Source organism: Vibrio sp. OY15, assembly GCF_000742455.1.
Taxonomy (GTDB): Bacteria; Pseudomonadota; Gammaproteobacteria; order Enterobacterales; family Vibrionaceae; genus Vibrio; species Vibrio alginolyticus.
Map to the genome: position 1 here is coordinate 369,701 of NZ_JPIL01000012.1, position 25,868 is coordinate 395,568.

At 43.5% G+C, this 25,868-nt stretch carries 23 protein-coding genes; 4 read left to right on the plus strand and 19 right to left on the minus strand.

Translation table 11 applies throughout. From position 1 onward, the window contains the following. Nucleotides 1-85 precede the first annotated feature (85 nt). The 14 genes from IJ23_RS15710 to malK form a co-directional block, all read right to left on the minus strand. Nucleotides 86-685 carry a TetR/AcrR family transcriptional regulator gene (locus IJ23_RS15710; RefSeq protein WP_005385858.1) on the minus strand — a complete coding sequence of 200 codons (600 nt, stop codon included), beginning with the start codon at nucleotides 683-685 and terminating at the stop codon, nucleotides 86-88. 50 nt (nucleotides 686-735) lie between these two features. Then, nucleotides 736-1,056: a N(4)-acetylcytidine aminohydrolase gene (gene yqfB / locus IJ23_RS15715; protein WP_033906759.1), complete on the minus strand. Its 321-nt coding sequence runs from the start codon at nucleotides 1,054-1,056 to the stop codon at nucleotides 736-738. A gap of 67 nt (nucleotides 1,057-1,123) precedes the next feature. Continuing rightward, nucleotides 1,124-1,519: a VanZ family protein gene (locus IJ23_RS15720; RefSeq protein WP_033906760.1), complete on the minus strand. Its 396-nt coding sequence runs from the start codon at nucleotides 1,517-1,519 to the stop codon at nucleotides 1,124-1,126. A gap of 2 nt (nucleotides 1,520-1,521) precedes the next feature. Beyond that, nucleotides 1,522-2,829, minus strand: coding sequence for an oligosaccharide flippase family protein (locus tag IJ23_RS15725; RefSeq protein ID WP_033906761.1), 1,308 nt, complete (start codon nucleotides 2,827-2,829; stop codon nucleotides 1,522-1,524). Nucleotides 2,830-2,837: 8 nt separating this feature from the next. After that, the gene (locus tag IJ23_RS15730) at nucleotides 2,838-3,869 is read right to left on the minus strand and encodes a glycosyltransferase family 4 protein (RefSeq protein ID WP_017821257.1); all 1,032 of its coding nucleotides are present in this window, start codon (nucleotides 3,867-3,869) and stop codon (nucleotides 2,838-2,840) included. Further along, on the minus strand, nucleotides 3,866-4,699 hold the full coding sequence (locus IJ23_RS15735; RefSeq protein WP_017821256.1) for a putative capsular polysaccharide synthesis family protein: 834 nt from the start codon (nucleotides 4,697-4,699) through the stop codon (nucleotides 3,866-3,868). The genes IJ23_RS15730 and IJ23_RS15735 overlap by 4 nt, the downstream gene beginning before the upstream one ends. A 15-nt stretch (nucleotides 4,700-4,714) precedes the next feature. Next, a complete protein-coding gene (locus IJ23_RS15740) occupies nucleotides 4,715-5,962 on the minus strand; it encodes an O-antigen ligase family protein (RefSeq protein ID WP_033906762.1) in 1,248 nt (415 codons plus the stop codon). Further along, nucleotides 5,928-6,980, minus strand: coding sequence for a glycosyltransferase (locus IJ23_RS15745; RefSeq protein ID WP_033906763.1), 1,053 nt, complete (start codon nucleotides 6,978-6,980; stop codon nucleotides 5,928-5,930). Before IJ23_RS15745 ends, IJ23_RS15740 begins: the two co-directional genes overlap by 35 nt. Nucleotides 6,981-6,982: 2 nt before the next feature. After that, on the minus strand, nucleotides 6,983-7,792 hold the full coding sequence (locus IJ23_RS15750; RefSeq protein ID WP_033906764.1) for a putative capsular polysaccharide synthesis family protein: 810 nt from the start codon (nucleotides 7,790-7,792) through the stop codon (nucleotides 6,983-6,985). Beyond that, nucleotides 7,770-9,950, minus strand: coding sequence for a GumC family protein (locus IJ23_RS15755; RefSeq protein ID WP_174844538.1), 2,181 nt, complete (start codon nucleotides 9,948-9,950; stop codon nucleotides 7,770-7,772). Before IJ23_RS15755 ends, IJ23_RS15750 begins: the two co-directional genes overlap by 23 nt. Before the next feature lie 15 nt (nucleotides 9,951-9,965). Then, nucleotides 9,966-10,499 carry a polysaccharide biosynthesis/export family protein gene (locus IJ23_RS15760; RefSeq protein WP_050550102.1) on the minus strand — a complete coding sequence of 178 codons (534 nt, stop codon included), beginning with the start codon at nucleotides 10,497-10,499 and terminating at the stop codon, nucleotides 9,966-9,968. Nucleotides 10,500-10,511: 12 nt separating this feature from the next. Further along, nucleotides 10,512-11,717, minus strand: coding sequence for an outer membrane beta-barrel protein (locus IJ23_RS15765; RefSeq protein WP_033906766.1), 1,206 nt, complete (start codon nucleotides 11,715-11,717; stop codon nucleotides 10,512-10,514). Nucleotides 11,718-11,727: 10 nt separating this feature from the next. Beyond that, a complete protein-coding gene (locus IJ23_RS15770) occupies nucleotides 11,728-13,128 on the minus strand; it encodes an undecaprenyl-phosphate glucose phosphotransferase (RefSeq protein WP_033906767.1) in 1,401 nt (466 codons plus the stop codon). Between the two features lie 422 nt (nucleotides 13,129-13,550). Further along, nucleotides 13,551-14,669: a maltose/maltodextrin ABC transporter ATP-binding protein MalK gene (malK, locus tag IJ23_RS15775; RefSeq protein WP_005375271.1), complete on the minus strand. Its 1,119-nt coding sequence runs from the start codon at nucleotides 14,667-14,669 to the stop codon at nucleotides 13,551-13,553. Between the two features lie 672 nt (nucleotides 14,670-15,341). On the opposite strand from malK, the gene malE reads away from it, so the two are divergent. The 3 genes from malE (at nucleotide 15,342) to malG (ending at nucleotide 19,077) form a co-directional block, all read left to right on the plus strand. Next, complete coding sequence (malE, locus tag IJ23_RS15780) at nucleotides 15,342-16,520, plus strand: maltose/maltodextrin ABC transporter substrate-binding protein MalE (protein ID WP_005375272.1); 1,179 nt, start codon at nucleotides 15,342-15,344, stop codon at nucleotides 16,518-16,520. 79 nt (nucleotides 16,521-16,599) lie between these two features. After that, complete coding sequence (gene malF, locus IJ23_RS15785; protein ID WP_005375273.1) at nucleotides 16,600-18,174, plus strand: maltose ABC transporter permease MalF; 1,575 nt, start codon at nucleotides 16,600-16,602, stop codon at nucleotides 18,172-18,174. Nucleotides 18,175-18,186: 12 nt separating this feature from the next. Continuing rightward, nucleotides 18,187-19,077, plus strand: coding sequence for a maltose ABC transporter permease MalG (gene malG, locus IJ23_RS15790; RefSeq protein WP_005375275.1), 891 nt, complete (start codon nucleotides 18,187-18,189; stop codon nucleotides 19,075-19,077). Between the two features lie 367 nt (nucleotides 19,078-19,444). On the opposite strand, the gene IJ23_RS15795 is transcribed toward malG, so the two are convergent. The 3 genes from IJ23_RS15795 to IJ23_RS15805 all read right to left on the minus strand — a co-directional run bounded on the left by IJ23_RS15795 (nucleotide 19,445) and on the right by IJ23_RS15805 (nucleotide 21,398). Then, a complete protein-coding gene (locus tag IJ23_RS15795; RefSeq protein ID WP_005375277.1) occupies nucleotides 19,445-19,690 on the minus strand; it encodes a hypothetical protein in 246 nt (81 codons plus the stop codon). 171 nt (nucleotides 19,691-19,861) lie between these two features. Then, nucleotides 19,862-20,347 carry an acyl-CoA thioesterase gene (locus tag IJ23_RS15800; RefSeq protein ID WP_005375279.1) on the minus strand — a complete coding sequence of 162 codons (486 nt, stop codon included), beginning with the start codon at nucleotides 20,345-20,347 and terminating at the stop codon, nucleotides 19,862-19,864. 145 nt (nucleotides 20,348-20,492) lie between these two features. Next, a complete protein-coding gene (locus IJ23_RS15805; RefSeq protein ID WP_017821248.1) occupies nucleotides 20,493-21,398 on the minus strand; it encodes a DMT family transporter in 906 nt (301 codons plus the stop codon). Nucleotides 21,399-21,496: 98 nt separating this feature from the next. Between IJ23_RS15805 and IJ23_RS15810 the strand changes: the two genes are divergently transcribed. Next, nucleotides 21,497-22,285 carry an AraC family transcriptional regulator gene (locus tag IJ23_RS15810; protein WP_005385013.1) on the plus strand — a complete coding sequence of 263 codons (789 nt, stop codon included), beginning with the start codon at nucleotides 21,497-21,499 and terminating at the stop codon, nucleotides 22,283-22,285. Between the two features lie 203 nt (nucleotides 22,286-22,488). Here IJ23_RS15810 and IJ23_RS15815 read toward each other — a convergent pair whose 3' ends face one another. After that, on the minus strand, nucleotides 22,489-24,180 hold the full coding sequence (locus IJ23_RS15815) for an ATP-binding cassette domain-containing protein (RefSeq protein ID WP_033906768.1): 1,692 nt from the start codon (nucleotides 24,178-24,180) through the stop codon (nucleotides 22,489-22,491). Then, nucleotides 24,177-25,787 carry an ATP-binding cassette domain-containing protein gene (locus IJ23_RS15820; protein ID WP_005375287.1) on the minus strand — a complete coding sequence of 537 codons (1,611 nt, stop codon included), beginning with the start codon at nucleotides 25,785-25,787 and terminating at the stop codon, nucleotides 24,177-24,179. The genes IJ23_RS15815 and IJ23_RS15820 overlap by 4 nt, the downstream gene beginning before the upstream one ends. Nucleotides 25,788-25,868 lie beyond the last annotated feature (81 nt).

The following is a 25,868-nucleotide window of genomic DNA, read 5'->3' on the forward strand; positions in this document are numbered from 1 at the left end:
GCGGGAAGGTTTACTGTGTTAACACTGACGCTTTTTCTGACAGTGAAACGTGTGTAGGGTGTTCATTCTGCTTCCACGCCGCCCATTATGGGCAAGTGCGCGTATTCTGCAGTAAGTGTTGAGTATAGGTCAGACTTTGCGTCAATGCTGCCTGATCTTGATAAAGTTTGTTCAGCAAGCTAGCGCCATTCCAAAGGTAGTATATCTGCCTTGCTAATAACGCACTGTCACCATTGGGGATTGAGCCATCTTGAATGCCGATGTCAATGCAATCCGCTATCGCTTGAATGGTTTTGTCTGCTCCTTGGCGTAATGCCAAGCGCATTGACTCAGAGAGATCGGAGACTTCTGCACTTAACTTAACCAATAAACATTTGTTCGCATTACACACGTCGTCTTCTACTTTGACCATTTCTTCGAAATAGCTCATTAGGCGTTGGTAGCCACTCAGTTCAGTATTGGTAAAGCGTGCGTTTAAACGCTCAAAATACTTAGTAAAGTAGTCTTGAATCATCGCTTCACCAAATTGTTCTTTGGATTTGAAGTAATGATAAAACGAGCCTTTTGGCACTGCGGCCTTTTTTAATAGCTCTGAAAGACCAACACTCGTGAACCCTCGGTTTACGATCAACTCGTATCCGACGTCGAGAATATGTTGGCGTGTGTCATTCGTCTTTGCGTTCATGAAGTGTACTATAGAATGAATTAGACCAGTCGTCTAGTGTTTGTTGTGGGTTATTTAATCAGCTCATACTCAATAACAAAGAGCGTGTCGGTATTTGGGTAGATTTCTCGAATTAACTGCTTGAGTTTTGGTAGTTCGATGGCTTCTTGTTCTGCATGAAACTCATTAATATCTTCAAAGTGAAGTGGTTCTACAGAACGTATCTTGATATCGCAGACTTTACGATCCTTTTCTAAGGTAAAAACTTCGACTTCTGTATTGGGAACGTAATGGCTTTCTGATTCATCTCGAATCGTTATCGTCTTTTTGCCTGACGTGATCAACGGGGTTAAGAATTCAAAAAAAGTAATCTTGGTTGGATGAGATGGCATGATGTACTCGTTAGTCTGGTTGTTTGGCGTAATTATATACCCAAATCCCCCAGAGATTCCTGTATTACTAGAACGATCGAGCGCGGATGAAGCGAATTAACTTGGCACTAAAGTAACCTGAGATAACGCCTATCCAGTTGGTGCTGAGATCATCAAAACTAAATGATCGATTTGGAATAAAAAGTTGGCTTATTTCTTCCATTGAAACGATAGCTAACAGCAGTAGCAAAAGACGAATCCCAAAAACGTCGGTTTTATTCGAGCTCACCAGAGAAGGGAACGTGAAGACCGATAAAAAGCCGATCAATAAACTGAAAGTAAAGTGAAGCGTACTTGATCCGCCTAAGTAGGTTTCCATTTGCAGGTAAGCAGTATGGTGTAGGTCAGAGCTTTTCCACAAAGAGAGTGAAGCGGTTAGCATCAGGACTAAAACAAAACTCGTGCGTGCCAGTATTAAAGCCATAATTAACCTATTGGAAAGAAGCCTAAGTAACGTTTTACAAAGTACAGTGCAGCTAAATTCTGGATAGCCATGCCAATTGCCATTGCCCACGCTGCACCAATCACACCAAACATTTGACAAAGCGTAACAAGTAGGCAGATGGACACCGTACCGGAGGAAATTGTAATGTATTTCATGGTTCTCTCATGACCACTCATTAATAATAAAAAACCTACTGAACCAGTTGCAACATTGACTAACTGCCCCAGAGAAAGGACGACTAATAGTGGTGCCGCGGCGAGAAACTCCTCACCAAAAAACTGCATTACAAACTCGGGGAAGAGGGTGCAAATAATTACGGGTACTATCGCTAAACCAACATTGGCTCGGCACGCCAAGCGGCTAAGATTCTGCAGTTTGCGCATTTGACGCTCTTTGTAGAGAGAGGCAAACATCGGGGCGACCACAAAGTTAATGGTAATCAGCACAAAGCCAATCAGTAGTGATGTGCGTTGGGCTGCGGCTAACAAACCGATTTCCGCTGTTGAGATAAAAAAGCCCGCAATAACAAGGCTTCCCCATTGAAGAACATTCGTGAAGATACTGCCAACCCAGACTTGCTTGGCAGAAGAGACCATTTTTTTGTTTGGTACGAAAGCCGATGTTTGATATTGATCTGAGCCAAGCCAATTGGCACTAGATATGACCGCGACACCTATGCTCGTTAAAAGCAGTGCGGTCATTAGATTGTTGATATTTTGCTGACCGATATAGTCTAGGGCAAAGACAAAAATGACCATCAACATGCTTACCCCAAGCTGCAATGCAAACAGAGATGATACAACTTTTCTACATGCTTGAAGCACCCGACTGTTGGTTTGCGCAAGCACCAAGAAAGGTATGCAAAGCAAGCATAAAGTAATCGCATACATTGGTGATTGAGTCTGGTTTAGCTGTTCTGGAAACAGATTAAACCCTGCCAACAAAACGCCTATGGCGAGCAAGCAAAATGCCATACTTCGATAAAGTGCGGTTTTATAGTTTTGGCTTTGTTCAAGCTTCTCTTTGTTATTAAAAGCGATCGCATTGTAACGAACTAACGAGACATCAAAACCTAGCTGAGAAACGATGGCGAGTAGTGAGACTAGGTTGAATAAAAAGAAAAATTGACCGGCCGTCGAAGCGTCACTGGTCTTCGATACAATCAGAGTCAGTAAAAAAGCAAATAGCGCACTCAACACACGCGTGATTGCGGTTTTTAATCCAGTAGATAATAAGCTTTTTTTACCGCTGGGCATCAACAGTAATTTTTGTTGAACAGTGTGAAACATAGGAGCATTTAACCGTATAGTTTATTGAGTGCTAGGCGCTGTTTTTCTTCACTGAAGGCATCGTTTAATTCTGCTGTATATTGGCGAAAATCGATCTCTTCATAATGATTGACACAATGCGCGATCTGCTTGGCCATTTCTTCAGGTGTGAGCGCTAAAAACGGGTAGTTGAGATCTTTGGTTGCGCCGATGGTCCGAATAACCATAGGAAGATGTAATTTGGATGCTTCTAGAATGGTTAACGGCATCCCTTCCCATGCCGCAGTATGTAGATAAAGGTCTGAACCCTTGAGCTTTTCAACTACCTCATCGCGAGGCAGCATACCCGTTACATCCACATTTTCAGTGCGTAATTTCTGTTCGAGTACGTGGTCACCGCCACCTATCCATGTGATCTCTATCGGGCGGTTAAGCGCATACCGATTAAGGAACTGCAATGTGCTGATAAGAAACTGAGGATCTTTTTGGGGCGCGACACGACCAAGTACAACGAGCTTCAGCGCTTCTTGCTTGTTTCGCTCTATACGATCTTCACTTTGATAAGACACGTAGTTGTTGAGCAGTTCGGCACGTTTCGCACCAATGCTAATGGCTAGGTCACACTCTCGTTGGCTACAGCCTGCAACCACATCAATTTTGCTCAGTTTTACTTTCTCTAGTGCTTTATAGATCTGGCGTGCAAGCTCTGAGATATCTTCACGTTCGAAGGCATAACAGTGCGGTGTGTAAACCAAGCGTGCCTTGCCAAGCTTTAGAAATCGGCCGAGAAATCCCGCTTTACTCGAGTGCAAATGCACGACGTCGGGACCAAGTGATGCAATCATGTGGTTTGCATCGCGAATAAATTGAAGCAAGCCGCCTTCTACCCACTTTGTCTGTACGAAAATGTGGTGGTTGTTCTCATTGGTCAAGTCGTTTTCTCGGGCTCTGGCTAGCAAGAAATGTTGATAAGGCTCGTCTCTGGATGAGTGAACATAACTATAGAGGGCGGTTTGAACGCCACCTCCAAACGCTTCTGTAACATGGAGTACTTTCTTCATGATGATTTTGTCCCTGGTGTTTGCATCCATTTGTGTTTAAAAGCATCACGCTCTTGCTCTGAATAAACGTGGCGATACAAGGGAAGATCGTACATATAGAACAGTTTTGAGAAGTCGTAGTGATTCTTAAAGTGTTGGTGGATATTGGAGTACCACTTGTTTTTCGCTTCGTTGCTGTTTTTTAGCACGAAGTCTTGCAACTCAAGAAACTCACCGATTTCTTTATCAAGAGAACTGAGCTGTTCACATTTGATTAGCATGACGTTGGCCTGAGCGTTCTGGAATGTGAAGAAAGGTTGAGTGTTGTCCAGCTCTTGGCGCATCACATCGATATTGAAATTACGCTTTAACTCGTTGTCGAACCAGTCCGCAAAATAGTTGAGATTGATATAGTTATCAAAGCAATGCTCGAGGTGCTGATACGTGACTTCCATATCTCGGTGAATTGCATCGTTCTTTTTGCCTTCGATAAATTGCAAATGGAGATCTTGAAAGAAGCGAGAAAAGACAGTTGCGATTGGATCGCGGACCAGCGTAACGATTTTAATCTGCTCGCGTTTTTGTAAGATACGTTTTCGCTGCTTGAGCACTAAGCGATAGAGTGCGCGGTTTCGGAAGTCGAAGAATTTACTCACGTCTTTTTTATTGTGATACATGTGAAATTCTTCGTGATCATCAAAGGTGTGGATGTGATAGCTCGGGATATTTTTCTCCCCTAGCGTGTGCTCAATTGATGAGGAGCCAACTTTGCCCATTTGGTAAACTAAAACAAAATTATCAGCTTGGAGTTCTCGGTTCTTTTCAAATTGTCGAGAGATTGAATACTTCATCTATCCTATCCTTGATTATTCATATTCGTGGTGATGGTTTACCGGAAAAGTATGAGCAATGGCCCTTGAGTCGTTGCTCATGCTGATCATGACGGGTAATAAGAGTATTAAAATTATGGTGGTGTTTACCGCAACGAAAAACACCATGATGAGGGCGTATATCGCAAGTAATAGGCTTTTTCTGTTTTCATTAAGACTACGGAAGCAAAAGCGAATAAAAAGAAAATAACCACCAAACAGCAGACCGATACCAAGCAATCCGTATTCAATTGCGGTATCTAACACAAAGTTGTGGGTGTAGATCGCCAGCTCATCATAATTAAAGTAACTGATCATAAAGTTGGGTAACATTTTCGCGCCGACACCTAACACTGGGTGTTGAAGTAAAATATCTAGCCCATTGGCAAGTAAAAGTTTTCTATGAAGATTCGATACCCAGCGCGCTTCACTTTGGTTGGCAAATAAGACGTCTTCTTGGGTTATTTCCAATGTGTCTGCTAGCGTTTCAAACCCAACGTAGAGTGTGGTTGTGACGGCAGTAAACACAATGAAGCTCAAGGCTAATAAAATTGTCCACGTGTACGTTTCGCTGAGCGATTTTCTCATTAAGTTTTTTACGAGCAGTTGGTCAAAGAAGAAAAGCAGACAAAAACCAAGTAGCGCTTTTCTTTCTTGTGACAACACCAGTAATACTAAAGCTACGAGCATCAAAAGGTGGAAAGCGCGAATTTTATCTCGATAAAGGTACAGTAGTGAGCACAGTACACCGAACCCGTATTTACTTACCCCGAGTAACTTAAACCCGCTTTGATAGCCCTCAGCAAAGTGCCATAAGGCAACGAGCGTACAGATGAAAAACAACAAATACGTGAAATAAACCATTACCCGTTCGTCATCAAACACGCCATAGGCGTACATTAGGCTCAGTAGGCACAAAATCGCTAACCATTGCACAGTTTCTATAACTAGCGGCATTAAAGGGACGCGATTTAGCAGACCATTTATGAACACATACCCAGTGAACAATATGAGGAACCCCATACAGGGATGCATGAGTTTTTCAGCTTTTCCTTCCAATACCACTAATGCAGTAAAACCAATGGACAAAAGGCTTGCGATGTCAGACGGGGCTAGCGCTATTCCTCCAGCACGAAACTTCATAGGAATAAAGAACAATGCTAATAGGCATGCTGCAAGCAATGAGGCGCGATGGCTCGATGGCGCGGAATTATTTGTTGGCGCAAAGCTGCTGGTAGATTCCATAGTAACCTTCACGAAATTTATCGATGGTGTAGAGAGAGGCCCTATTGACTGAGTATTGACTTGCAGCGTCATACCGCTCAACACTTTCACACAGCTGGAGCACTTTTTGGCTCAGTTCAGTGGCGTTACCAACTTGAAATAAATATTCGGCACGTCCGGTGACGTCATCCAAACCAGGTACGTCCGACGATAGTACGGGTAAGCCTGCTGCCATTGCCTCAACCGCCGCCAAACCAAAGCCTTCGACGTGCGACGATTGCACGTAAATATCCATGTCGTTCAAAAAGGCTGGAACGTCTGAAACTACGCCATGAAAGTGAACACGTTGCGCGACGTTGATTTTTGTTGCCAATTCTTGCAGTGACGATTTTTTTTCTCCATCTCCCGCAAGGTGGAGTTCGTATCGTCTTGGTAAATGGATAAGTGCTTGGATAAGCGTTTCATGATCTTTATGTTGGTGAAGTCGGCCCACCATTCCAATCTTGATAACTGGTTTGTCGATTAGGTGGCTGGCGCATCTTGGTGTCATAGAAAACCTTTTTAAATCAACGCCATTGTGCACCACGTGATATTTGTGTTGGTAGCGAGGCATGAACTTCACCAGTTCATCTTGTACTTTTTCACTAATACTGACCGTCAAGTCGTGGCCCCAATACAAGACGTATTCCATGAACTTAAACAGCGGATAGTCACGTCGACGGTTATAAGAACAGTGCTCAGTCTGGATTCGTTTTTTACCTACCGCCAATAGCGCTAGGTAAATGGAAGGGTAGAGGTGCCCGTGAACGACATCCGGCCAACGCAGCAAAGAGAATTTCTCACTCAATGACAATGTGCGCCAGTTAAAACACTCTATCCCTTGGGCGGATAGCATTGGTAAGTAATCATTTTCATCACACAAGACCAAAATTTTGATTTCGTATTCAGGCTTATGTTCTAAAACAAGATCGACTAAGAACTTCTGAGCACCGCCGTTCTGAGAAAGATCATTAATAATATGTAGAATCTTGGTTTTCATGATTAATTGGTCAGATATTGCTGTTTAAGGTCGATGATTTCTGCATTTGAGAAAAAGTGCTTCGTCAATTTAGAATTCAGCATTTCTTCAACGTACTCGGGTGTAGGTTGAAATTGCGTTTTGAATTCTTTCAGTAGTGGCGAGTACCATTTGTTGTCTGATTGATTTTCATAAACAACATCCACGGGGTAACCTAAAAAGTCTTCAACTGCGGAGTTAGCCTGCGTTAGCTTGTCACTTCGAATGACCAACAGTGAGAAGTTATTGTTATGGTATGTTTGATAGCCTACTTCGTGATTAAAAGACTCGTTAAACACATCAATCCCTGTTAGTTGTTTGATCTCGTTGTCAAACCACTGCAGCGCATATTGATGATTCATGTGCTTATCAAATGCTTCTTGGAGTAATTGCGGTCGTTCGGTACGTATTGCGCTGTCATCCTTTAGATATTTGTCCGCCATCCAAAAAGGAAGTGCTTGAAAGAACATTGAGACATTTCGTCCGATCGGTTCACGCACCAGCGAGATGATTCGAACTTTTTTCTTGCGCTTTAACATGTGGCTCATCGTTATACGCTTTAGTCGTCGCTTTAACGCATTGATCTGAGGCTTATGCAATTGCGCTCTAACGGGGGATATTTGTTTTTGCGCATCGACGGTCATAAGGTCGTGCAAGTGAATCGAGTCAGGAATGGAATGCTCTAATGCACTCGAACCTACTTTGCCCATTTGATAGATCAATACCGGCTGTTCTTGGCTTTTCAACGTTTGGTACCAAGATAGGTTTACGTTAGTATGCGTATTTCTGGACATAGAGCGTCTCTCCTTCCTTGGCCTTGGCTTGTGTGATTAAGACGCCAAGAGATGGAACTGAGTGTTGTATTTGTTTAGATAACGCAAGGTTAACCAGTGATGATTTTGTTGATTCTGAGCGAATGACGGTGATCAGACCATTGGCATACTGACCAAGAATAAGTGCGTCACTCACTGACAGTAGGGGCGGTGTATCGATAATGATCCGGTCATACTTATTTTGAAAATGTTCGAGCAACTTTTTAAAGCGATCAGAAGCCAGTAATTCCTGTGGGTTTGGCGGAATTAGGCCGGCCGGTAATACATCTAAGTTGGCTTCTTTTATATGTGTAACACAATCTTTGATTGGCGTATCCATCGTCAGGATATGCGTTAAGCCAGGGCTTGATTCAGCAATACCGAATCGCTTTGCGATGGAAGGTCGACGTAAATCGCAGTCGATGATCAACACCTTTTCCATTTTTGAAAACGACACCGCCATATTGATACTGGTCGATGTTTTTCCTTCTTCTGGAATAGCAGAGGTAAAGGGCAATATCTTTTGCTTCGTGTTGGTTAATCTGAGCAGAAGCGAGGTTCTGACGGAGCGGCAAGCTTCACTAAATAGCTTTTCTTCATCATCTAAATACGCGGTATAACTGACGCCGTTTTTACGCAAATTGCGTTTTTTGACCATAGGAATCACACCTAAACACGTAACACCAAGTTTTTCCTGCACATCGGCTGTGCTTCGGATAACTTCTCGCATCGTTTCTAAGATGATGACTAGAGCGCAAGCAATGGCAAAGCCAAAAAAGGTGGCAATCAGTACCAGTTTGATTCGTTGTGGTGCCACCGGGAATAGAGGAATGATGGCTTTATCAGTAAAGCGAGCAGTGACATTCTTGTAGTCGCTGGTGGCGTTGGTCTCTTTCTCACGATTTAAGAACGCTTCATAGAGTGCCTTATTCGATTCAACCTCGCGTTTTAACTGTTCGTAACGCGCTTTTTGTGACCCTAACGATTGGAAGTCTGACTTTTTGTTATCGAGTTCTGCTCGAAGCATGTCCTCTTGCGCTTTTGCAGCAAGAAGGTCTTGTTGCTTACTGAAGGAAATGTCACGAATGAGTTGCTGAGTTCTTGATTGAATTTCAGCAAGCTGTGCTTTCGCCTGAATCATTCGATCATGCTTAGGTCCGTAGCGCTGTGCCAGTTCAGAGAGATTTTTGGCTGCCTGTGCTTCCGACAATTTTAGATCGCGGATTTGCGCTTGATTAGCGAATTCATCAATTGACAACAAGCTGTCTAAACTTTGCGAAGATTTACGTCGTAACAGTTGGATTAACGTCTGCGCTTCAATACGCTTATTAACAGCGATATTCAGCTTGCGAGTGAGTTCTTCTAGCTCATTTGCGTAAATTTCATCAATACCGTTTATATCGATCAACCCTTCTTTTAACAAGAATTCTTGCAGCGCTTGCTCCGAGTTACGTAATCGCTCCTCCAATTTTTGAGAGTTGTTTGTCAACCAAGTAGCCGCATTTTGTGTAACGACCAATTTGGCTTCAAAATTTGCGTCAATGTAGGCTTGGCCGACCGCGTTGGCGATTGTCGTCGCAAGCTTAGGATCGGTAGAACGAAAGCGAATTCTGACTAATTGGGTGTTACGTACTGGCTCAATATCGAGTTTACCTCTGAAAGCTTGAAGTGCCTGATAATAGGACTCTGAAAACTGGGCGGTTTCTTTTGGGCTTGGTGCCACATTCAGTAGGTCTTGAACAAAAGGAATCGACTTTATTTGGTCGATTTTTTTATTTAACCCCCCTGAGCTTGTGAATTCAGGTAATTGGGTAAGGTTCAGCTCTCTAATGACCTTATCTGCAATATGATTCGATTTTAAAATGGCGATTTGCGTTTGAAAGTACTCTTTTTTTGTCGTGTCGACGCCATATACTTCCTCGATTGAAAGGGCGCTTTTTTGCTCCTCTTGGATGAGTAGCGTAGCTGTAGCTTGGTATATCGATGCTTTGGAGTAGATATACCAAGTACAAGTTAATGAGAACAGAAGCGTGAATGCTGCGATGCTTAGCCAATTCTTTTTAATCGCTTTGAAGTGATGGCCAAAACGAATCAGTTCTACTTTGTTCATCTGGAGATTATTTGGATGAGTCCCGTTCATTTGATTCCCTGTCACTTAAAAGAAGCTCTGGTCAATAAATACAATGTCACCAGGTTCAACGTTGCGGTGCATACTGACCCCCTCCATCGTTTGACCTGTTTTATGCTTGGTGAGGTTAATGCCTTTGCGTGAGGCTCTGTCGGTCAAGCCACCTGCTAGAGCGATGGCCTTCTCTATGGTTAACCCTGGACGGTACTCAAATCCACCAGGTCTCCTGACTTCTCCATTAACGTAAAACAGACGAAAGTTATTGATGGTGACCATCACTTTTGGATTGATGAGATAATCGCCTTTTAAGCCCGTTTCTATTTCGTACTTGAGTTGTTTTGGTGTTTTTTTGATTGCTTTAATTCGGCCAAGGTAGGGGTAATCAAAGTAGCCATCTGACGTTATTAGAATATTTTTAATCGTAAGATCTTCTTCACCATAGACCTGCACGGAAATGGTATCGCCAGTATCGAGTAAGTAATCTTCCTCGTTTGAGTCAGCGTTGACCAAAGTGCTAAATAGCAACAACGCTACACTCATGAATTTGATGAATGCCTTCATTAATAATCCTTTTTACAGAGAAAACTGTGCGCTTAAAGTCCAAATGTTTTGTTCGAAGCTATAATCCGATCGGCTAGAGTTTTTATCTTGGTATTGCCAATCGGCTTGCAGCTGTATCCAACGTTTGATCTGATAATCGATACCAAAAGATAGAGTGTACCGATCGTCGTTTCTGGAGATTCCCGTGTAATCATCTTGTTGATAAACAGCACCTAAGCGAGTTGCAAGGTAACTATTCCAATCGTGCTTCAGGTTCAGTCGGTAACGAGTTTGTAGGTTGTAATCGCCATCTTGATCGGGGTTAACCGCCGCTTGAGTGGTTTTCACGCTGACTAGAGTTTGTTCTTGAGGCAGCCATTCAAAGCCGATATCCCAACTAAAGCCTTTAAATGTCTCTCGTTGAGCGCTGTCAAAATCTTTGATTTGATAACCGAGTCGAGCGATGCCTTTGGTTTTTCCTGTAACTTCCCATTCGGCACCGGTGTAATAGAAACTGGTGTTGTTATCTTTCGATGGCTGCGCAGAATTTCGGTGTTGATAATCGGTTACGATTTGGTTTGTTCCGACTAACCAATAGGTTCTTGGCGTCGCTCTTAAATAGAACTCCAAATGTGCATTGGGAGCTCGAAAATCGTTGTATTTAGTTTTAGCGTTTGGGCGCCCAGGCAAGCCGTCACGATAGTTTTGATAGGTTTTATCACTATAGCCTAAACCGAATTCGAGTCTGCCTTTGGCACCGTTAGATCCAAAGACATAATTGGTTTTTACATCGTTACGGTTGAACTCTATTGGTGAGTCGATTGCGCTACCATTACCTTCGGTAATATCTTCTCCTCGAACTTCATGCTGGGCGCGAAAACGGTAATCAACCACTAAACGATGACGATGATTAAATTCGAAAAAGTTGGAAAACTGAAAAGTGTGGTCGTCGAAGTCGTTGCGATCGTCAGATGAAAAGCCAGCTTTTAACTTATATAAAATATCTGCGCGATAGCGATTCCGTTCTATACGTGCTAGTAAGCTTGGTTCTATACCCCAAATATTGGCCGATTCTACATTGCCGGATTTTTCCGCTTTATTAATGTTGTCATCTCCCTCGTAGAAAGTTTTTACGAGGGGAATCAACTCTATACCAGACTCGGTTTGGTAAGCCATCGGTTCTGCGAGCAAGTCAGTAGAAAACAGACTTAATGCTATTGCCATTGTCAGTTTCTTCATAATCTTAACCTTAGTAAGCGTTAGCACCAGTGAAGCCTTTGAAAACGGTCATAAAGATGATTTTGATGTCCATCCAAACCGACCAATGGTGGATGTAATCCAAATCAAACTCGACTCTCTTTTCCATTTTTTCTAAGGTGTCGGTTTCGCCGCGATAACCATTAATCTGTGCCCAGCCAGTAATGCCTGGTTTTACTTTGTGACGTAGCATGTAGCGATCCACGATCTGACGGTATTCTTCATTGTGTGCCACGGCATGAGGGCGTGGGCCGACAATAGACATGGTCCCTTGCAGTACATTGATAAATTGAGGTAGTTCGTCCAAAGAGGTGCGACGTAGAAATCCGCCAAAAGGCGTAATACGAGGATCGTTCTTTGTCGCCTGTTTCACGTTGGAACCTTGATCCATGGTTGTCATTGAACGGAACTTCCAGACTTCAATCTTGCGTCCATCAAGACCGTACCGATGTTGTTTAAAGATGACAGGGCCTTTAGACGTTGCCTTAATGCCAATCGCAATGACGAATAGAATAGGGGCGATTAAGACCAAAATAATGCTCGAAAACAAGATGTCTTCAAACCGTTTTACCCAAGAAGAAATTCCAGCAAAAGGTGTATCAAAGACACTTAGTGTTTGAACTTGGCCGATCTGCGCCCAACGAGAATGTAAAAGGTTATAAGTGAAGAAGTCGGGAATCAGATACGTATTTGCGGTGGTATCTGAGAATTGGTTAAGAAGTGACGCAATGCGCTCTTTTGCGTGCATTGGCATCGCGATATAGACGTAATCTACTTCCCCTTTTTTAGCTCGCTCAAGGGCGTGGTCAACAGCTCCTTTAATAGGATAATCAGAATTTGGCAATCTGTCGGAAGATCGTTCGTCGTAAAAGCCATCAAAAAGCACGCCGTGTTCTGTGTGGTTTTGAATTTCGTTAGCTAGGGTAATGCCGTGAGGAGTTTGGCCGATGATGATCGCAGTGCGAGTGTTGAATCCTTTTTTTCTCAAATAGGCTAATCCGGTACGGAATGTTACTCGCCATGCTAAGAGCAGAGCGGGCGTAATCGCAAACCACAGCGCTAAAATTGTGTTATCAAATAAGGTATGGACTTCAGAAAAATACAGCACAATAAAGATAAGTGCAGAAGTCACCGCCCAAGCAACACAGACAATAAACATCTGCTCTTTAAACGAACTGGTTCGCCAAGAGCGATACAGATTGCCGCTTTCTGCCATAAATAGAAAGGAGATGCCTCCAACGAAAGCCAATATGACGTAATCTTTCCCCATCGCAGTATTCATGTCTTTGAACACTAAAAGCAGCATAAAAGAGACGATGACAGCAAGATCTGAGATGCGATATAAAAAAGCGAACTCCATCTCATGAGAGCGGATAAGTCCTTTTTGTTTCATGACTCAGTTTCCCTTCTGACACGCTACCGCCCTTGGGTGTCTTCCCCAATTGCCGTGTCGTGAACGTTATTAGTAGTTAGTGCACAGAGCATTCTGTGGAATGCTGCTGAGTTTTTTGTCACGTGTAATTTCGTTGATAAGTGTAAAAATTTGCTTTGTTGAGGTAAGTGGAAATAAGAATGATATTTAGCCCTTTGGCTAAGTTTGGCGGGTTAGGAAAAAGCTGGTACTTACTTATGAGGAATGAGGAAAAGTATTAAAAATGAAGTATCAGTACAAAGACAATGGTTTATGTGAGGGTAGAAGAAACGGGTGATTTGATTCGTTCACGATTAATGATTTAGTATCGAATTGCTGATATTTATTAAGATAAAAAAATCCCTCTCACTTGAGAGGGATTTTTTTGAGTAAGGACGAATGAACTATTCGACTTCTACGCCGTTTTCTTTGTATAGGCGGCGGCATGCGCGACCATCACTGTGGAACAGGTGACAACGATGAGCTGGAATACCGATCTCGATTTTATCGCCAGTGTCGACTGCAAGCGTGTCCGGCTGACGGAAAATAACGTCGGCGTCCGCGCCTTCTAGATTTAGGTATACTTGAGTTTCGTTACCTAGCTTCTCAACAATCATCACTTCACCGTGAATACTTGCATCAGCTTCAGAAGCGGATAATAGGTGCTCAGGGCGAATGCCTAAAGACATTCGGTCGCCGCGGTTAACGGTTGTACCATCCACCGGAATCCAGAAAGATACGCCGTTAGATAGTTGAACTTTGACGCGCTCTGCTTCTACTTCATCAATGAATACGCTCATGAAGTTCATTTTAGGAGAACCGATAAAGCCAGCTACAAAGCGGTTTTGTGGGTAATGGTAAAGCTCAAGCGGCTTACCAACTTGCGATACATAACCGCCGTCTAGTACAACGATTTTATCTGCCATTGTCATCGCTTCTACCTGATCGTGCGTTACGTAGATCATGGTACAACCAAGTTGGCGTTGTAGCTTAGTAATTTGTGCACGCATGTTTACACGCAGTGCCGCATCCAAGTTTGATAGTGGCTCGTCTAGAAGGAATACATTTGGCTGCGATACCAATGTTCGGCCAATCGCCACACGTTGACGCTGTCCACCGGAAAGTGCTTTTGGTTGGCGCTCAAGCAAGTGGCCTAGTTGTAGGATTTCTGCTGCTTGTTCAACACGCTTGTCGATTTCTGCTTTGTCTGCTTTTGCTAGTTTCAAGCCAAATGACATGTTGTCATATAAGTTAAGGTGCGGGTAAAGAGCGTAAGACTGGAATACCATACCAACACCACGTTTGGATGGTTCGACGTCATTCATGCGCTGGTCACCAATATACAAATCACCTGAAGTAATGTCTTCAAGACCGGCAATACAACGTAAAAGGGTAGATTTACCACAACCTGATGGACCTACGAAAACAACAAATTCACCTTCGTTGATTGTTAGGTCTACGTTCTTAGAAATCAGTACGTCGCCATACGCTTTACAAACATTTTTTAACGTGACACTCGCCATGTAGCTCGTCCTCGATCAATTTTTTATTATTCACCGCTCATCATTATATGAATTATCTAGCGAGCAGTAACAGTAGGAATCGGTAAGTTCTTGCGGTTGGTAAGAAAAGTAGGGTAGCACTTCAATAAAATGTCCTGAATAGAAGTGCTACCCATCATAGCCAAGTACGAGTTTCTCTCCCCCACATTATTCGTATTGTCTCCCCCGTGAAATAATTACCACAAACAACACTAATAATGACATTCCACTCGTCTGGCAATGCAAAACCAGCAAATCTTTTTCCTAATACGTAGGCACTGCTGGGAAAGGGTTCTTACCATCCACTCTTGGATGACTGCAGTTTCTAAGATTGTGCGTAGTGCGACATCCTCCTAATAGAAATAATTGTAGGGGGAGTAGAAAGGGAGGAGTAAAAAAGGAGGAGGAAGAAAGCAGTTGGTCGGAAATCACATTATTGCACCACCTAAAGTTGAAACCGATCACAGGAACTATCCATTTTGTGATTTGAGTCTCTTACCCTTGGCGATTTAGATCACGAAAATACGTCATAATTGTAAGGGCGTAGGGATTAGGAGGATGAGACATATTGGATTATTTCAGATGATATATGTCGAAATACGGCTGAACCTCAATGGACTAGCCCTACATCAAAAATATAAAAAGGATACGAACATGAAAAAGTTAAGCGCTGTAGCACTAGGTACTCTTGTTGCTTTGGGTTCTTTTGGTGCTAATGCTGCCATCGAAGAAGGACAACTTACTATCTGGATCAACGGTGATAAAGGCTACAACGGCCTTGCTGAAGTTGGTAAGAAATTTGAAGAAGACACAGGCATTAAAGTGACTGTGGCTCACCCAGATGGCCTTCAAGACAAATTCCCTCAAACTGCAGCGACTGGCGACGGTCCTGATATCGTATTCTGGGCTCACGACCGTTTCGGTGGTTACGCAGAAGCTGGCCTGCTAGCAGAAATTAAACCTTCTAAGAATATTCAAGAAGGTATCGTTGATTTCGCTTGGGATGCAGTACGTTACGACGGCAAATTGATCGGCTATCCAGTTGCGGTTGAGTCTCTATCTCTAATCTACAATAAAGACTTAGTTCCAAACCCACCAAAGTCTTGGGAAGAGGTTGCAGCATTAGATGCAAAACTTAAAAAAGACGGCAAGTCTGCAATCATGTGGAACCTAAAAGAACCGTACTTCACTTGGCCACTAATGGCGGCTGATGGCGGCTACGCGTTCAAATACACTTCTGAAGGTTACGATGTTAAAGACGCTGGTATCGCGAAAGAAGGCGTTAAAGACGCAATGAGCTTCGTAAAAGGCTTAGTTGATAAAGGCGTAATCTCTGCGGATATGGATTACTCCGTGTCTGAGTCTGCGTTCAACCAAGGCAAAACAGCGATGACGATCAACGGTCCATGGTCTTGGGGCAACATTGAGAAGTCAGGCGTTAACTACGGCGTGACTACGCTACCTAAGTTCCAAGGTCAATCTTCTAAGCCATTCGTTGGTGTTCTAACAGCTGGTATCAGCACTGCGTCTCCAAACAAAGACCTAGCAGTTGAGTTCATTGAGAACTACCTACTAACAAACGATGGCCTACGTATGGTTAACAACGATAAGCCTCTAGGTGCGGTAGCGCTTAACTCGTTCCAACGTGAGCTAGATTCAGATACTCGTATCGCTGCAACAATGGACAATGCGATGAACGGCGAAATCATGCCAAATATCCCTCAAATGAACGCATTCTGGGGTGCGGCTAAGAACGCAATCATCAACGTAGTTGACGGTCGTCAAACTGTCGATGCAGCTCTTGCAGATGCAGAAAAACAAATGACTAAATAATTAAGTAAGACCTTTTTAAGGAGGAGGCAACTCCTCCTTACTTTTCTATATTTATTCTATATTCGCTAGCAGGTTCCCTATGCAGTCAGTTCAAGGTACAAATGCTATGACAGCACCAGAAGCCAGCCTTCCGAGCAGCAAAAAAGTGTTCATGAAATGGTCACTTTTAGGCACAGTCGGCATCATCAATGGCTACGCAACAATCCTTATGTATTCTCGCGGTGAGATTGCGTTTGCACTACTTACGCTCATTCTTACCGCTTTAGCGTTGTTCATCTTTGGTAGTAAAAAGACGTACGCACACCGTTACATCTACCCTGGTATAGCAGGGATGATCCTTTTCATTCTTTTTCCTTTGGCGTACACCATAGGTTTGGCGTTTACCAACTATAGCGCGAAGAACCAACTCTCTTTTGATCGCGCTCAGAACGTACTTTTGGACCGAACTTACCAAAGTGGTGATAGCTACCCGTTCACTTTGTATAAAACGGAGCAAGGCCATCAACTTGTGGTTGAAAAAGATGGTGAGCTACTTGCAAGCCCGACTTTTCAGCTTGATAACCTTTCAGCATCGGAGTTTGATCTTTCACCAATTGAAGAAGTGACGGGTGAAAAAGAATCAATCAAGGCGATTGTTAAGAACCGCAGTGCGTTGAGCAGTGTCGATTTACATTTGCCAAGCGGTGATGATATCCGTATGAGTGGGCTGCGCAAATTTGCTGCAGTTGTGCCTTTGTACACATTACAAGAAGATGGTGAAACGCTTTACAACAACCGGACTGAAGAAACGCTACGTCCAAATATGGAAGTAGGTTACTACCAGCCTGTCGATGAAAACGGTCAATTTGTTGGCAGCACAGTGTCACCAGGTTTCGTGGTGAACATTGGTACCCACAACTTTGAGCGTGTTTGGAAAGATGATGGTATCAAAGAGCCGTTTATCAGTATCTTTATCTGGACCATTGTTTTCTCTGCGCTAACCGTATTGTTTACGCTTGTTATTGGTCTTGTCCTTGCCAGTGTGGTTCAGTGGGAAGCACTTAAAGGTCGCTCAGTTTACCGTTTGTTGCTAATCCTGCCTTATGCAGTTCCGGCGTTTATTTCTATCTTGATCTTTAAAGGTTTGTTTAACCAAAGCTTTGGTGAGATCAACATGTTGTTGGAAGGCTTATTCGGCATTAGCCCGGCTTGGTTCTCTGACCCGTTCATGGCGAAAACCATGATCTTAATTGTGAACACTTGGCTTGGTTTCCCTTACATGATGATTTTGTGTATGGGCTTACTAAAAGCGATTCCAGACGATTTATATGAAGCATCAGCAATTGATGGTGCGAACTTTGTCACGAACTTTACACGTATCACACTACCAATGATGTTGAAGCCGTTAACACCATTGTTGATCGCAAGTTTTGCATTTAACTTCAACAACTTTGTACTTATCCAGTTGTTGACTGGCGGTGGTCCAAACATGATTGGTACATCAGAGCCTGCGGGTTACACCGACCTACTAGTAAGTTACACCTACCGAATCGCATTCGAAGGTGCTGGCGGTCAAGACTTCGGTCTAGCAAGTGCGGTAGCAACGCTTATCTTCCTATTGGTTGGCGCATTGGCACTTATCAACCTACGTGTAACTAAAGTAGCTCAGGACTAAGGAGAAATTACAATGGCAATGGTACAAGGTAAGTCATTAAAGTATCGTGTTTGGGCTACTCATATTGCAATGTGGGCATTCTTGGCACTGATTATTTTCCCTTTACTGATGATCATCGCGATTTCATTCCGTGAAGGTAACTTTGCAACGGGTAGCCTGATCCCAGACAACCCAACACTTGATCACTGGAAATTGGCATTAGGTTTCTCGGTGACTAATCCAGACGGTACAGTTACACCGCCACCATTCCCAGTAATGACATGGTTGTGGAACTCGGTAAAAGTGGGTGGTATTTCTGCAATCCTAATCGTGGCGCTATCAACCACATCGGCTTACGCGTTTGCTCGTATGAAGTTCAAAGGTAAGAACACCATTCTTAAAGCGATGATGATCTTCCAGATGTTCCCTGCGGTGTTGGCACTGGTTGCTCTGTACGCGTTGTTCGACAAACTGGGTCAGTACATTCCTTTCCTTGGTCTGAACACGCATGGCGGTCTGATCTTCGCTTACTTAGGCGGTATCGCACTGCACGTTTGGACCATTAAAGGCTACTTCGAAAGTATTGACTCGTCTCTAGAAGAAGCAGCGGCTCTTGATGGTGCTACACCATGGCAAGCATTCCGTTTGGTATTGCTGCCACTGTCTGTGCCAATCCTAGCGGTAGTCTTCATCTTGTCGTTCATCATGGTAATTGGTGAAGTTCCTGTAGCGTCACTACTGCTTTCTGATGTAGACTCGTACACACTTGCAGTGGGTATGCAGCAATACCTATATCCACAAAACTACTTGTGGGGTGACTTTGCCGCAGCTGCTGTACTTTCAGCAGTGCCAATCACTGCCGTATTCTTACTTGCGCAGCGCTGGTTGGTTGGTGGTCTAACCGCTGGTGGTGTGAAAGGATAATCTCTTGTGGTCTGAGATTGATAAGAATAACTAGAAAAGGGCGACCACATGGTCGCCCTTATACTTAGCACGGATATTACAATTTTGGTTTGGCCGCCGATCAGTAATATCTTGGCTTTTATTGGCGTTACGCATAGCTGGCTGTTAGCTTAGTTCCTTACGATTCAATCACTAACAGTTTTTGTAACCATAACCTGAGTTTAGACTCAGGTTTTTTTATGCCTGTTAAAGGCAATTGTGCAATAAGTAGATAGAGATTAGCGGCTTTGCAATGGATTACACAGGGCTTGAATAATGCCCTGCGTAGCACTTCACATAAATAACTAGAGCTTAGTAAAAAGCTAAATTGAGGTAGGGAAGGAAGAGATTAAAACTCTCGGCTGGAAGGTGCGCATCCAACGTATTGAAGCAGCGTGTACAAACTTTCTTGCTGCAGTGCGACGCGACGAAATAGATTAGCAAAGGTAACGTCACCGCCAAAGCAAGTTTGAATGTAATGATTAATTTCTGTTTCGTTATACCCCTCGACGTACATGGTTCTCACCCACTGGTACTCGACCGCTTTTAAATTGGTCAACGTCTCTTCACTTAAGGTCGTTTCTTTTAGTCTCAAGATCCAAACTCTATCCAACTCTAAAATAATGGATGGATTTAAGCAAAGCTAGGTGAAGGATTTATGACAGAGAAGGGCGAGCGTGAAACAAATGGCAAAACCATGATGTTGCTCCACACTCTGGGTCTAGGTAACGTTGAGGTACTTAATAGCGTTCTTAACGGATGCCAGTTACTTGAGATATTTAACGTGTGCTTCCATTTCTTCCCCAATCTCTTTACGCATGTTCATAAGACGGATAGCGGATTGCTCTAAGGCTTTGTCTTCATCTGACTCTGGAATCCATTTCGGTACATCGGTTGGTTTTCCGTTTTCATCTACAGCAACCATGATAACGATACAGTGAGTGGTGAGTCTGTTTTTCATTTGCTTTGGATCACTAGCTTGCACGTCAATCGCAATGTGCATTGAGCTTCGTCCGGTATAAATGACTTTCGCGCTAACTTCGACTAAGTTGCCGACATGAATCGGCGCAACAAACCGAATGCCGCCAGCATATGCGGTAATGCAATATTTACCACTCCACGCTGCAGAACAGGCGTACGCTGCCAAGTCGATCCATTTCATTACGGCGCCGCCGTGCACTTTTCCGCCAAAATTTACGTCGCTGGGTTCTGCTAAAAAGCGAAGGGTAATGTCTCTTTGACCACTGCTCATCTGTCTTTCCTTGATGGGTTATTGTTTTCCCAATTTAGCAGCAAGATGAATTTTCGGGAATAGCGAATGAAACAAAACATTAACTTTTATTCGAACGCTGGAAGTGACAAGCCACAGCGTAGTTCTATGGCTTGAGGTGTAGATGTTAATTGGCGGTAGAGGCAATCTCAGAATTGGACAATGGTTTTCTCTGTCTTACTTTTATTTGCGACAGGATAACGCCAGAGATGACTAACAACCCACCAATAATGTGGTAAGCGTAAATTTTCTCACCAATTAGTGTTGAAGCAAGTATGACGGAAACCACAGGCATTAGGTTCATGAACATAGCACTTGAATCAGCACCAATTGAATCAATCGCTTTGACCCACATCAGCGGCGCGAAAATGGAAGCAGCAATACCAGCATAAGCGATTAATGGTAGCGCGTCTTGGCTTGGTAACAGTTGCTCACTAGAGAGCCAAAGTGGTGTGAGCATCAAAACAGAAAAGAAGCCCTGCATGTAAACCAGAGTCAAACTACTGAATGGCATTTTCCAGCGTTTTAGCAGAACACAATAAGCCGCGTATACCATGGCAGCAACGAGCATTAAGCTGTCACCTTGCGTTAAGTCTTGATGTAAAAAGTAAGTGATATCACCGTGACCAAGCATAAATGCCAAGCCGCCGAGCGAAATGACACCACCGACGATACTTAACATTGATATAGATTTACCGAGCAATGGGACACTTAAAAACACACTGATCAAAGGAACTAAAGAGGTGATCAGGGCCATATTAGAGGCCGTTGTTGTTAAACCGGCATAGTATCCAAGTGACTGGTTGAGAACCATACCAAGTAACGCAAGAAACGCCAACTTAGCTAAGTAAGGTCGAATAATGTGTCGTTGTTTGATGATTGCAGGCAGGCAAAATGGCGTTAGGAGTACCATTGCGACAAACCAACGGTAGAAACTCATCGCACTTGGTTCAATGGCGCTCGCAGCCATCTTGTTCACAATTGAGTTACCACCCCAAATCATAACGGTGAAAAACGGAAGTAAATAAATCATGAGAACCCTATAGCACAATTATTGATGGCGCTAGTCTGGCAGGTCTTTATAATAAAAAGTATCTCTTAAAAGACATCGTAAGCGATAGGAAGACAATTTTGAAAAAGAGCGCCAGAAATCTTCACCCCTCCTTATCAATCGATCGTGCGCCATCAGATGTATTTATGAATTTCGAAGCGTTTCTCTCTAATACAGAAACACGAATTCATAGCCACCCTTGGGGGCAAGTGCAACTGATCAGCGGTGGGATTCTGGAGATGGATGCAGAAGACACAAGATTTCTAGCACCTCCACATCTTGCTATTTGGGTTCCCGCCGGAATTCGTCACACTAGCTACAACCGTAAGCCAATCGAATATTGTTCTTTGAATATTGCCCCTGAATTGACGGCGCATTTTCCAACTAAAACGAGCTTGATCAAAGTGACTCCAATCGTGTCATCTATTATTGAGGACTTTCGTCAGCGAGACATTAACGTGGCGCAAACTGATGAAGACAAGCGCTTGGTACAAGTGTTATTGGACCAGCTTGCAAAGCAAGAAGTCGAACATCACTTTTTACCGACTACCGACAATAAGTATCTTGAACCGATTTTAAAAGCAGTAGAAGAATCGCCGACGGATGAGATCAGTTTGGCGGAGTGGGCGGCAAAAGTGCATACCACAGAACGCACGTTAGCGAGACATTGCCAGAGTGAGTTGGGCATGAGCTTTACTGAGTGGCGCTTACGTGTGCGATATTTACATTCTATGGAGTTGCTGCGTAAAGGGCAGACCGTAAAAGAAGTCGCTCTGACGTTAGGTTATAACCAAGCCAGCCCTTTTATCGCGATGTTCAAGAAATACTCCGGCATGACACCGGAGCAATACAAGAATCGATTGTTGTAAAAGTGTAGAGTCTATTTTAAAAAAATTGACAATGCGCTGTATGATGACCGACTCGAAAAGCTGATGGTATTGGAAAGACCTACGTCTATCTTGTGTCAGATTGAGTCAGAATTATAACCTTGAGAATTCGCTTTATTATCATTGCTTTACAACATGCCTGTAAGATTCTTTAGATGATACAATGTGCTAAAGTGACAAAAAACTCAATTGACACCGCTTAGATTTAAGTATTGATTGTTATTAGTTTCTTCAGCCGCCAATTTGTCCCTACTTTTCAAGGAAGTAGAGTTGTACTGTGCAACTATAACTCTTCTACCCTCAATCGTGAGTTCCAATGTGGGTGACCATATATTCTGATCGCGATGCGTCACAATAATCACGGTCGAGTTCAATGTTTGAATATGTTGAGCAATACTTTTTTCGGTTGCTTCGTCTAATGCTGCCGTCGCTTCGTCGAAAATGAGGATTGGCGCCTTTTTAATGAGAGCTCGCGCAATTGCGACTCTCTGTCTTTCACCTCCTGACAACCCTGAGCCTCTTTGTCCTACTGTTTGATGTATTCCTTTAGGAGATGAGTCAATAAGTTTGTCCAATTGTGCGTGTCTTGCAAAGCTCTCAACTTCATAATCACTTGCATTGGGATTACCTAACCGAATGTTATCCGCCAATGTGCCAGTAAAAATGACCGGTTCTTGAGCAACATAGGCTATATGCTGGGTGAGCACGTCATAAGGGATATTCTTTAGATCTATCCCTCCGAGCGAAATAAGACCTTGGTCAGGATCATCAAACCTTAGAAACAGGCCCAGTAAAGTGCTTTTGCCACTGCCACTGACTCCATTGATGACGACGGTATCACCTTGTTTGATCTCCGTGCTAGCATCTTCAAAGAGATCTAAATGGCCCACAAGGTTCAGTTCGAACTTATGGTTTTTGGGGGAGGTTGCAAATTGAGGATTAGGCTCAGGCAGAACAGGGACATTCGTTAACTGAGCGTAATTTTTAATTGAGGATTTTACGTCGTTAATCGCAAAGCCTGCCAACGCGAGTTCACCCAAAGGTGCAGCTGCACGGGTAATCAATATCAATAAAGCCAAGACTAATAAGGGTTGAGTAATCGGCTCTAAGACGAGATAGATGGCGATACCTGCAAGGGGTAAAATCGTTGCCAATCCTGATACTAAGGTTGCGATAGAAGCGTTACGATTAATAGTTGAATGAGCTTCTTCTTGTGCGTGCCAACTCTGTTCAATACGCTCGATTGAGCGCTCAGGCCCCGCTGTTGAGCGAAGTAACTCAAGGTGATCTATGAGCTCAAGTGTTGATTTAGTCGCTTGAAGCTCTGCGTCATGTCGGTCGCTATCTGAGCGACTTAGGTATCTTTGCGCCTTGTACTGAACGAGCAGTGCAACTAGTAACAGTACGGCACTGAGTAGTGCAATTTCACCTCCTCCAACGACCCCAATACCGATAATTAAAAATATGGGTAACATTGGAGCGTGTAAAAATGTTTGTAGCTGATGAGCAGGAATGGCCATAAAGCCAGGTATTCCTCGTTCTGCTAGTTGAGTGAGCTGAGTTCTATGCTGATCATTAAACCAAGCTAACTTTGCTTTACTGAGCGAATGACCTACTGATGAATAAAGATCCCCAGCCAGTTTCGCACCAGAGAGAAATCCAGAACGAGTTACAATAACGGTAACTATCACAGTTAGAACAGCAGCTATTATGACGTTCAATGGTGAAGCTTGTTCGACAATAGATATTGCAAGAAATGTGTAAGCCGTTGCCTCAAATAATGCAACTAGTCCCCAACCTATAGCGACTCGATATAGACGGTGCTTTGCACTTTGTGGAATTGTCGAATTGGAATAGAGGGTATTGTGAGCCGTCATACTTCTTCATCCTGTCGTTGAGCCTTTCTGTTGAGCATCAATGTAGTGTCTGCAAGTTTCGCGAGTTCTGAGTCGTGAGTAATTATGATCAATATCTTGTCTTGTGTTTTCGCAAACTTCGCGAGATTTCTGATCACAGTGAAGGCCGTATTTTTATCGAGAGCACTGGTTGGTTCATCCAGTAATAGAACGTTGGCTTGAGTTAGAAATGTGTTAGCTATTGCGACACGTTGTTGCTCGCCTCCTGAAAGCACGCTTGCATCAGAATTGAGGTCAATCTTTAATTGAGCTTGTTGCAAAGCTTGGTTCAGCTCGTCGTCACTTGAACTTGGCGTTGATAGTTTCAAATTCTGCCTAATGGTAGTTTTGAGTACACCGATATCTTGGGGTACATAGCGTATGGCGGAGTATCGGGATATCTCAGAGAGTTTAGACAGTTGATTGCCTCCTAAGGTAACGAAGCCTGAAAGAGGTGTTTCTTGACCTGCTAATAGACGTAGTAACGTACTTTTGCCTGCTCCGCTAGGCCCCATGATGGCTGTAAATGAACCCCGTGGGAAGTAGTGGGAGAAGTTATCAATAATATTAACAGTTCCATTAGCCACTACGATATTTGATGCTTGTAGTGATAGCGGTTTTTCTCCCGCGCTCAAACTGCCACTTTCTATTTGTGGTTGCTGTAAAAAGTCGCTGATGTTCTTTGCAGCATTCTTTCCTGCGTTAACGTAGTCCAATCCATGGCCAAGCTTCAGTGCGGGTGATACGACGGCCAAACCAAAAAAGAATAGCGACGCCATTGCCACGGGACTTAATTCATAGCCAATGGTATAGGCCATTGCGAAAGTCGAAACCGCTTGAAGTAATGCGGTAGCAATTGCTGCTGGAAGGGCAACGCTACCAACCCATTTCACTATGCCGTGAGTAAAGCGTCTTGTGGCATCATTATAGCTGTCGAGTGCTCCTGCTTGCGTGCCGTAAATTCGATTTACTCGGATACCTCTTGTGTAGTCGTTTACTGCGGTAACGATATCACCCATTATTGTCATGCGCTCTTTGCCATGTTTAGCGGCGAACCTAGGTAAAAAGAGTAGGTAGTACAATGATGCAATTAGACCAGGGAGCAGAGTAAGCATCGCTACCGGACCTGTGAGATTCAACATGATAAAAATAGAAGTTGCGGGTACGACAATGAATGTCACGAGTTCTGAAGGCAAATGCGCAACCATGTGGTGAAGCGTGCTGATGTCTTCGGAAACTATGCGACGCAGTTGATTATCACCATATTGAGAGATGGTCTTGCTTGGCAAGCGCGTCAAGTGCTGAGCAACTTGGCGACGTAATCGAGTGGAAAACTGCGACTCGGCATCATGAACTAACCACGAGCCCACTGATGAGGCAAGTGCGCTAGCCGCCCAAAGTCCTATGGCACCGTAAATCCATTGGTTTGCAAATTTATCGATAAGGTTTATCAAGCATAGCAGTGCACCAACTTTTGCCACAGCGGCAAGTGCTTCACAAAACGTTCCCAAAGCAAGCTTCTTAATCGATGGCTTTAAGGCTGGCATTAAGCTAGGCGTAACGTAATGTTGGCTGATTTTACTTATCATATTGTCACCTTATCTAGCCTATCAAGCGAAAATAAGGAGAACGTGGTAGAGCATATTGAGCTCTTATCGTTTTTCATATAA

Coding starts and splice junctions, on each gene's coding strand:
- malF (WP_005375273.1), top strand. CDS start 16,600: ATGCAGTCAGTTCAAGGTACAAATGCTATGACAGCACCAGAAGCCAGC.
- IJ23_RS15710 (WP_005385858.1), bottom strand. CDS start 685: ATGAACGCAAAGACGAATGACACACGCCAACATATTCTCGACGTCGGA.
- malG (WP_005375275.1), top strand. CDS start 18,187: ATGGCAATGGTACAAGGTAAGTCATTAAAGTATCGTGTTTGGGCTACT.
- IJ23_RS15760 (WP_050550102.1), bottom strand. CDS start 10,499: ATGAAGGCATTCATCAAATTCATGAGTGTAGCGTTGTTGCTATTTAGC.
- IJ23_RS15815 (WP_033906768.1), bottom strand. CDS start 24,180: ATGACGGCTCACAATACCCTCTATTCCAATTCGACAATTCCACAAAGT.
- yqfB (WP_033906759.1), bottom strand. CDS start 1,056: ATGCCATCTCATCCAACCAAGATTACTTTTTTTGAATTCTTAACCCCG.
- IJ23_RS15740 (WP_033906762.1), bottom strand. CDS start 5,962: ATGGAATCTACCAGCAGCTTTGCGCCAACAAATAATTCCGCGCCATCG.
- malK (WP_005375271.1), bottom strand. CDS start 14,669: ATGGCGAGTGTCACGTTAAAAAATGTTTGTAAAGCGTATGGCGACGTA.
- IJ23_RS15820 (WP_005375287.1), bottom strand. CDS start 25,787: ATGATAAGTAAAATCAGCCAACATTACGTTACGCCTAGCTTAATGCCA.
- IJ23_RS15720 (WP_033906760.1), bottom strand. CDS start 1,519: ATGGCTTTAATACTGGCACGCACGAGTTTTGTTTTAGTCCTGATGCTA.
- IJ23_RS15800 (WP_005375279.1), bottom strand. CDS start 20,347: ATGAGCAGTGGTCAAAGAGACATTACCCTTCGCTTTTTAGCAGAACCC.
- malE (WP_005375272.1), top strand. CDS start 15,342: ATGAAAAAGTTAAGCGCTGTAGCACTAGGTACTCTTGTTGCTTTGGGT.
- IJ23_RS15765 (WP_033906766.1), bottom strand. CDS start 11,717: ATGAAGAAACTGACAATGGCAATAGCATTAAGTCTGTTTTCTACTGAC.
- IJ23_RS15770 (WP_033906767.1), bottom strand. CDS start 13,128: ATGAAACAAAAAGGACTTATCCGCTCTCATGAGATGGAGTTCGCTTTT.
- IJ23_RS15735 (WP_017821256.1), bottom strand. CDS start 4,699: ATGAAGTATTCAATCTCTCGACAATTTGAAAAGAACCGAGAACTCCAA.
- IJ23_RS15745 (WP_033906763.1), bottom strand. CDS start 6,980: ATGAAAACCAAGATTCTACATATTATTAATGATCTTTCTCAGAACGGC.
- IJ23_RS15805 (WP_017821248.1), bottom strand. CDS start 21,398: ATGATTTATTTACTTCCGTTTTTCACCGTTATGATTTGGGGTGGTAAC.
- IJ23_RS15730 (WP_017821257.1), bottom strand. CDS start 3,869: ATGAAGAAAGTACTCCATGTTACAGAAGCGTTTGGAGGTGGCGTTCAA.
- IJ23_RS15750 (WP_033906764.1), bottom strand. CDS start 7,792: ATGTCCAGAAATACGCATACTAACGTAAACCTATCTTGGTACCAAACG.
- IJ23_RS15755 (WP_174844538.1), bottom strand. CDS start 9,950: ATGAACGGGACTCATCCAAATAATCTCCAGATGAACAAAGTAGAACTG.
- IJ23_RS15725 (WP_033906761.1), bottom strand. CDS start 2,829: ATGTTTCACACTGTTCAACAAAAATTACTGTTGATGCCCAGCGGTAAA.